At 24.9% G+C, this 8569-nt stretch carries 5 protein-coding genes; 3 read left to right on the top strand and 2 right to left on the bottom strand.

Annotated elements, in window-relative coordinates; genetic code table 11:
- Nucleotides 1-400 precede the first annotated feature (400 nt).
- Both Q0W06_RS18455 and Q0W06_RS18460 read right to left on the bottom strand, forming a co-directional pair.
- A complete protein-coding gene (locus Q0W06_RS18455; RefSeq protein WP_297639256.1) occupies nucleotides 401-589 on the bottom strand; it encodes a hypothetical protein in 189 nt (62 codons plus the stop codon).
- 379 nt (nucleotides 590-968) lie between these two features.
- Nucleotides 969-1295, bottom strand: coding sequence for a YopX family protein (locus Q0W06_RS18460; RefSeq protein WP_297639259.1), 327 nt, complete (start codon nucleotides 1293-1295; stop codon nucleotides 969-971).
- 313 nt (nucleotides 1296-1608) lie between these two features.
- Between Q0W06_RS18460 and Q0W06_RS18465 the strand changes: the two genes are divergently transcribed.
- The 3 genes from Q0W06_RS18465 (at nucleotide 1609) to Q0W06_RS18475 (ending at nucleotide 8530) form a co-directional block, all read left to right on the top strand.
- On the top strand, nucleotides 1609-3819 hold the full coding sequence (locus tag Q0W06_RS18465) for an AAA family ATPase (RefSeq protein WP_297639262.1): 2211 nt from the start codon (nucleotides 1609-1611) through the stop codon (nucleotides 3817-3819).
- Nucleotides 3801-5744, top strand: a complete 1944-nt coding sequence (locus Q0W06_RS18470; protein ID WP_297639265.1) for a UvrD-helicase domain-containing protein — start codon at nucleotides 3801-3803, stop codon at nucleotides 5742-5744. Before Q0W06_RS18465 ends, Q0W06_RS18470 begins: the two co-directional genes overlap by 19 nt.
- A 515-nt stretch (nucleotides 5745-6259) precedes the next feature.
- Nucleotides 6260-8530 carry a restriction endonuclease gene (locus tag Q0W06_RS18475; protein ID WP_297639268.1) on the top strand — a complete coding sequence of 757 codons (2271 nt, stop codon included), beginning with the start codon at nucleotides 6260-6262 and terminating at the stop codon, nucleotides 8528-8530.
- Nucleotides 8531-8569: the final 39 nt, after the last annotated feature.

Here is an 8569-nt window from a genome sequence, read left to right on the forward strand (position 1 = left end):
GTGATACAATTTTAGATTCAAAGGGTAATACAATTGGATATAAACAAGGTGATATATATTATGATTTTGATGGAAATGTGATTACTGTAGATTGCTAAATATAAAATTAGTAGATGAATATATAGTATTTTAAACTTTAAGTAAGATAAAACTTTAGCTTACTTGAAGTTTTTTTATTTTGATAGGTAAAGTAGCTAAAACTAAAGGCCAAACCCCGTGGCACGGAACAGCCTCTAAAGGAGGCTAGTCTGCTGCCCGGAGATTGTGAAAAGACTAACCAAAAGTAAATGAGCCTAAAAATTAAAAGTGTGGTTTTATTAGCCTGGCTGTGTTCAGGGGCTGTGCTGGACATTTTATGACCAGCTTCTTAAAACATAACTATAACAATCTTTATGTTTTTCTAAATTATAATTTTTTTAAGAATCATTCCACGACCAAATACCTTTTTTATATAATCTAGTAATTCGAAAGTAGTAGATGCTATAGATACACAAGGAGAAGGAAATTCATTCTTATAAATTTTCTGTAGAATAATTCTGCATTCACTATCAATAATTCCTGCAATATAAGCTTTTTCTGTTTCAGTCATTAAAGTCAACTTTAATAATATTTTTATCTGAATAAAGCAAAATATGTGATTTATAGATAAATTTTAAAATATATCAAATTAAAACTAGAATCCAAAGTTTGATGTAAGAATAACTCCTGAAAGCAGCTATTTTGCTAGTAGGAGAGTGTGAAAAATGAGTTTGAAAATTAATAGAAGTTAAAAAGGTTGTCTGTGGCCCAGAATTCATGCTAGAGATTTTATGATTAGTTTTTTATAAAAAAAGACATAGCTCAAAATGATTAATTCTAAATCAGAAATTAAATTATTTTTTCGATTTAGAATTAATCGTTTTGAACAATATTATTTTTGCATGTTAAAAATAATATTGAATTAATAGGCAGTTAAAAAATATTGCTTGTTAATAATTAAGACCTTCATATTTATTTCCAATAATTCTATTTTCACAATTTGTGTTGAAGAGATAAATAGCAGTATGTTCATTATCTAGCCACCAGCTACCATCATAAAATTTAACTTCACCAGTAAAATTGATATCCGGGCTATTTAGTACAACTGATTTTTGATATACTATATCTCCTTCATAGATACTATTTCCATGAACATCATTAAGTTCGGTATACTGCAAAAATTCTAAATAATCCCTATCTAATAAATCAATTTTTACATTTTTACACATATAATTAATGTTTCTATGCCATGCTCGAAACTTAAGGTTTCTACTCATAATTTCGATACTCCTTTCTATATGTTATTTAAAATATTCCAATAAAATTCTTTTTTTATTCTTATTTATATACAAAATTACTATAAAAAATAACACTAAGAAAAGATTTAATACTAATTATAATTTTATTGGTTAATTAAATAAGGGAAAGGTAAATTGATGGTTTGTATTCTCTTGAAATATAAGTAATAAAAAAATTAATCATCTTAAATATGGATAGGGTGGATATATATATATAAAGCATGTATAATAATATTTGTATAAAAAAACATAAATTTACAACATAATTATTTTAACAAAAAGGGTGAAAAATGTGAAAATAAGTAGAATACAATTAAAAAACTTTAGATTATTAAAAGATTTAAAATTAGACTTAGAAGAGATTTTATCTATTGTTATAGGTAAGAATAATTGTGGGAAGACATCATTGTTATCTGCACTAAATAAATTTATAGGGGATAAGTCATCAAGTAATAGTTTTACATATGATGATTTTAATATTGAGTTTAAAAGTGAATTGTATAGAAGTATAAAAGATGACAAAATAATAGGAGAGAAGCAAGATGGAATTTCATTATTAATTTTTATTGAATATAACGAAAAAGATGAACTTTCAAATATTAGTGATTTGATGTTAGACTTGAATCCAGATAATAGAATAGTGGTATTAAAGTTTGAATATTCATTAGATATTGATAATTTTAATAAAATGAAGGAAAAATTTAAAGAATATAAATCTAAACATGTTGGATTATCATCAAATGAATTAGAATGTTTTGAAAACTTTGCAAAATTACAACATAAAAAATTCTTCAAAATAAGAAGGAAAGCAGTACAGTATGATAATTCCATTCAAGATATTAATTTAGATGAATTTATTGATTTAGATAAAAAAAAAGTAGATGTTAGTAAAATAATAAATTTTAAATATATAGGAGCACGAAGGTCTATAACGAATATTGAAAATGATGGAACATTATCAAATTTATCATCAAAGTATTATGAAAAAATTGAGGTAAATGATTCTCAAAGTAAAGCGATAGAGAATTTTGAAAATGCTTTAATAGAAACAGACTCAAAATTATCAGCTGTTTATGGTGATTTATTCGAAGATGTAGTTGAGAAGGTTAAAAAATTTGGAGGAATGAAAAAGGATGAAACAGTTATTAAAGTAATTTCATCTTTACAAAGACGGGAATTATTAAAAGGTAATACTACTGTTGTATATGATGATAATAGTCATTATCTTCCAGAAAGTTATAATGGATTAGGATATTTAAATCTAATAAGCATGATTTTTGAGATAGAAACATTATTAAGTGAGTTTAGAAAAGACAATAAGAAGGAAGTAAAGCCAGCTGATGTAAATTTATTATTTATTGAAGAGCCTGAAGCACATACTCATCCTCAAATGCAATATATTTTTATAAAAAATATAAAGGATATATTGGAAGATGGAAGCAACGGGAGTAATAATAACAAAAGTTTTGAATTACAGACAATTATAACAACACATTCATCGCATATTGTATCAGAATGTGAGTTTGACAACATTAAATATTTTAGGAAAAATAGTTCGAATTATGTAGAAGCAAAAAACTTGAAACAATTGGAAATAGAATATTCTAAAGAAAAAGATATTGGTAAAGCTCATTTTAAATTTTTAAAACAATATTTAACATTAAATAGATCAGAAATATTTTTTGCAGATAAAGTTATTTTTATAGAAGGAGATACAGAGAGACTTTTGGTGTCAGCTATGATGAAGAAAATAGATGATGAGGAGATAGATACAGATGTTTTACCATTACTGTCACAAAATATTTCAATTATAGAAGTGGGAAATTATTCTCAAATATTTGATAAATTTATAGAGTTTATTGGGATTAAGGCACTAATTATTACAGATATTGATTCAGGGAGGATGGTCCAAGATAGCGAGAAAAACGGCACATTAAAGATGAACGCGGATGGAAAAGCCAAATTGAAAATGAAAACTAGTCCAGTAGAAGAAAGTATATGTACAAGTAATGGTGCGTTAAAGCACTATTATAAAAAAGAAATAGAAAAATATTTAATAAAACATGGAACAAATGAAATCGAATATTTTAAAAATTTAAATATTAAAGAGAAAGTATTAACAAAGGAAAATGATGAGTGGCAAAGTTCATTTGAAGGATATTTAATGCTTGTTTATCAAGGCGAAGAAGATAATGAATATGGCGAAAATTACAATGCAAGAAGTTTTGAGGATGCTTTTTTTCATATAAATAGAAAATTAATAATTGATAATATGGATAAGTTCAAAAGTCTAAAAAATATTAATTATTTTGATGAAAAAGAAGGTACAAGTGAAAAATATAAATATGATAGCTATGAACTTGCAGAAAAATGTATACAAAGTAAACCGTCTTTCGCTATGGATATTTTACTTAACAGCATATGTGATGATAAATCAAATTATTCAAATTGGAAAACACCTAAATATATAAAGGATGGGTTAATATGGTTAAAGAGGAATTAGAACCTGAAGTATTAAAAGTAATTGAGTATATTAAAGAAAAGAAAAATTTTTTGCTAAGTGGTGGAGCTGGAAGCGGAAAAACCTATTCACTTGTTCAAATTATAAAACAAGTAATAAATTTAGATCCAACTTCAAAGATAGTATGTATTACCTATACAAATGCAGCGGTAAAGGAAATAGAACAAAGAATTTCATATAATAATTTATCGGTATTTACAATTCATGATTTTTTATGGGATACAATTAATACTTTTCAGAAAGAAATGAAAGAATCATTAATAGAAATCATTAATAATCCGGTTTCTAAAATTAGAAATCCAAATGGGGCTACAGAATATACAAATGATTTCGAAAATGGTATTCAGTACAAAGAGTATGTAAGAATAAATAAAGGTGAGATATCGCATGAAGAGGTATTGATATTAGCAAATTATATGTATAAAAAATATTCGAAACTTTGTGACATAGTAAAAGACAAGTATCAGTACATATTTGTTGATGAATATCAAGATACATCACCATTAGTAATGGAAATATTATTAGAATTTCTTGAAAAAGGTAATCATAAAAATGTAATAGGTTTATTTGGAGATTTAATGCAGGAGATATATGATGGTGGAGTTGGTAATGTTACTAAATATATAGAGGATGGAGTAATTAATGAAATCCAAAAAGTACAAAACAGACGAAATCCTAAAAATGTCATTAACTTAGCAAATAAGATTCGTTTTGACAATCTTATTCAAAAAGTATCAGATGATTTAGATGCGCCTAATATGAAAGATGGATTAATTAAAAATGGGGATATCAAATTTGTGTATTCAAAAAATATAGATATAAATAAGTTGTACAATTCTAAATATTGTAATATGTGGAATTTTAAAAATTCTAGACAGACAAAAGAATTAAGATTAACACACAATTTAATTGCTGGACAAGCTGGATTTTCTACATTAATGGATATATATGCTTCAGATCCAATTATTAAATTTAAAAATGAAATTGTTAAAGAAATCAATACTAAAAATATATCTGTTAATGAGGAAGAGAAATTTGACAATATTGTAAATCAAGTGAATGTTATCTGTAAAAGTAAAGAAAATAAAGGATGTTCTAAAAAAGATATATTATTAGAAGATGATTCATTTAAAGAGCTGTACAATATTGTGAAAGATTGGTCATTTAATAAAGTGAAAAGAATATATTTGAATAAAGATCAATTAATAGACGATAAAAAAGAAGATTATATTGAGGAAAAGGCAAGAGAGCCTAAAAGAGATAGATTAATTCAACATCTATTTAAGATACAGAATTTATTATATCTATACAGGAATAATCAATATAATGAGTTTTTAAGAGCAACATCATATGTAATAACTACAATTGATGATAAAGTAAATATAAAAAATGTTATTGATAATTTTAGTAGTATGGAAAATGATACAATTGAATCAGTCATTAAATACGCTGATGAACAAAATTTGTGCAGGATTGATGATAAACTTGAATATTTTATAGAATCTAATGAGTATCTATATGAAAGAGTTAAGAAAGTTAAATATAAGGTATTTCAAGAATTATATTACTATTTAGAAGGTTACGTACCGTTATCAACACAGCACAAAATAAAAGGAACTGAATTTGATAATGTATTGGTTATTCTTGATAATGGTGGATGGGCAAATTATAATTTTGAATATTTGTTTAATCCAGAGATTAAAAATACTATTACGAAAGCTAAACAAAAGAGTTTTCCAACTATTTTGAGAAGAACACAGAAGCTATTTTATGTATGTTGTACAAGAGCAAAGGAAAATTTAGTAGTATATTATCCAGAAGCAACAAGTCCTATTGTGGCAAATGCAAAAAAATACTTTGGAGAAGAAAACGTGATTAATCTAGATAATGAAACGAATTTTGAATGATTATTGAAAAACTTTTATGTAAGAAATGTGGTAAAATTCAATGTATAGAAAAATTGAAGATCAATAAGTATTGATAAATAGGTGGAATCAAAATCTTCTGCTACGAAACTTGAAAAGAAGTGGGAACAAATAGTTCTCACCTGCGGGGAATATCCTATTTTTACCTTTTATTCAATTAAATTAATTGTATTTTAAACATCAAATAGGACAAAACTTTTGATTGAAGTTTATTTTTTATGATAGACAGGTAGCAATTAAAATCTTTCATCACAAAGTTTGAGTGAAGATAGGGGATTAGTCAGTCTGTGCCTAGGTTTCGTGCTAGATATTTTATGTCCAGCTTCATCCTTAGACATCAAATCCATGATAGAAATGTCGTGGATTTTTTTATTTTAAAGAGCATTGTGTATAATAGAGGCTTCAACTCAACTATTAGATCAACAAAAGAGATGCTAACATATTTTGTTAATATCTTTTTTGTTATATAATTAAATAAATAGTAATGGGAGGATAGTATGTTTAATTATAGAAATTTAGACGATGTTGAATTCGAAGAATTATGTAAAGATATTATGAAGAGAAAATTAGGTGTTGAATTGAGAACATTTAGAAAAGGAAAGGATGGAGGAATTGATTTACAAGATAATGAAAAAGGTAATAATATAATTGTACAAGTTAAGCATTATATTAATAGTACATATTCTAATTTGATTAGTTCATTAAAAAAAGAAGTAGAAAAAGTGAAAAAGTTAAATCCTAAGAAATATTATGTTTGTTGTGCTTTAGAACTTAAACCAAATCAGACTAATGAGATACTTGAATTATTTGATGATTATATGGAAAGCAAAGATAATATAATTGATCTTAAGTTTATAGATAGTTTTTTACAAAATGAAATTAATAAAGATATAGTAAAAAAGAATTTTAAATTATGGTTAAGTTCATCCAATATTTTATCAGAAATATATAATCAGGATATCTTTATTGATTGTGAAGTGCTTTTAGATGATATTGAAAAAGAAAGTGAGTTGTTTGTAGAAACTAATATATATAGAAGATGTAAAGATTTATTAGAAGATCATAACATTTTAATTATTACCGGTGCACCAGGTGTTGGAAAAACTACAATATCAAAAATGTTAGTATTATATTATGCTTCGTTAGGATATAGAATTAGATATACAACTAATGGAGTGCTTAGTGATTTAAAGAGGGCTATTTCATCAGAAAAAGATAGCAAGGAAGTAATTTTATTAGATGATTATTTGGGTCAATATTATTTTAGTATGAATAATAATCAAGAAAGTGAACTTATATCGTTAATAAAATATTTGAAATTTAATAGAAATAAAAAAATAATAATGAATTCTAGAGTCGCAATTATGAATGAGGCGAAACAGCGATCTATAGAATTTGAAAAACTTATACTAAGTAACGATGAGAAGATATATGTAATTAATATGGACAAAGTAAATGATTATGAAAAAGCGCGAATTTTATATAATCATATATATTTCAAAAAACTTCCACTAGAATATTATTCTAATATAAAAAAGAATAGTAACTATCTTAAAATAATTAATCATTCTAATTATACACCTAGAATTATAGAATATATAACAGAACTAGATAGGTATAAGGATATTTTACCAGAAAAATATATTGATTTTGTTTTAAAATGCTTAGGCAATCCAGAATTAATATGGGATAATGAATATAAAAGAAGGCTTAAAAAAGTAGATAGAATATTAGTTAATACATTATTTTCATTAACAGATACTACTATAGATTGTGAGATATTAAAGAAAGCATTTAATAAGCGCATTAGTACTGAAAAGGATATAGATGTAATTGTAGAGAGTTTTGAAAATACTATTAAGAGATTAAATAAATCTATGCTAAAATTTGTAGATAGAAATAACAATAAGGAAATTTCAGTTTTGAATCCTTCGGTTAATGATTATATTAAAGAGATGCTTGTAGAAAATAATCTAGAATTAGAGAAGATAAGAGAATCCGTAATGTATTATGAACAGCTAAAAAGATGTTACTCAGATAGTGAAATTCATGAGATAATTACTAAATATATAAAAAATGGGGAATTTAAGAGCTTAAATGTGTGTGATATAAATATATGCAGAAATATAGAAACTTTACTGTTATATTACATTGTTAAGTATAGTATTTTGGATGAAAAATATATCGATGCAATGTCTGATTATATTATCAAGATGAAAGATGAACCATGGTTTCCTAAATCAGAAGTTAATAAAGCACAGATAATTAATTCATTTTTTAAGGAACCAATGTATTCATTTTATAAAATAGATGAAAATATAAAAAATATTGATTTTGTTAAAAGTATATTGGTGGATATTAATTTTGAAAATTCATGTGAAATTTATCATAAGCTAAGTAGTATAAATTATGATGATTTTATGGAAATAAAGATATTCATACTTCAAGATGGTAAAGAAAAAATAGAGGAATTTTTAGAGAATGTAAGTATTGATATATTTATAGATAACTTTGATTTTTGGGAATGCTTCAATCATAACTATAATTTTATAAGTGATTTTCCAAGGAGTGAGTGGGAAAAAGTAGAATTAGCAACAGTAGAAACAAAAAAAAATATATATAATGAATACATAGATTATATAAAGGATTATTTTCGAGAGTGTATAAATGAAATAATTAATGAAAAGTTAAAAGTTGAATTATACACTTTGGTAAATAAAGTTGATTATGAAAATTACTCATTTAAGAGTGATGTATTTTATACTTAATTTGTAGACCAAAAAATCATTTAAAAGTAATCCACTAGT

The sequence above is a fragment of the uncultured Clostridium sp. genome (genome assembly GCF_947072515.1).
GTDB lineage: Bacteria > Bacillota > Clostridia > Clostridiales > Clostridiaceae > Clostridium.

Excerpts from the sequence above, each read along its gene's own strand:
- Q0W06_RS18455 (WP_297639256.1), bottom strand. The coding sequence starts at position 589 with ATGACTGAAACAGAAAAAGCTTATATTGCAGGAATTATTGATAGTGAA.
- Q0W06_RS18460 (WP_297639259.1), bottom strand. The coding sequence starts at position 1,295 with ATGAGTAGAAACCTTAAGTTTCGAGCATGGCATAGAAACATTAATTAT.
- Q0W06_RS18470 (WP_297639265.1), top strand. The coding sequence starts at position 3,801 with ATGGTTAAAGAGGAATTAGAACCTGAAGTATTAAAAGTAATTGAGTAT.
- Q0W06_RS18475 (WP_297639268.1), top strand. The coding sequence starts at position 6,260 with ATGTTTAATTATAGAAATTTAGACGATGTTGAATTCGAAGAATTATGT.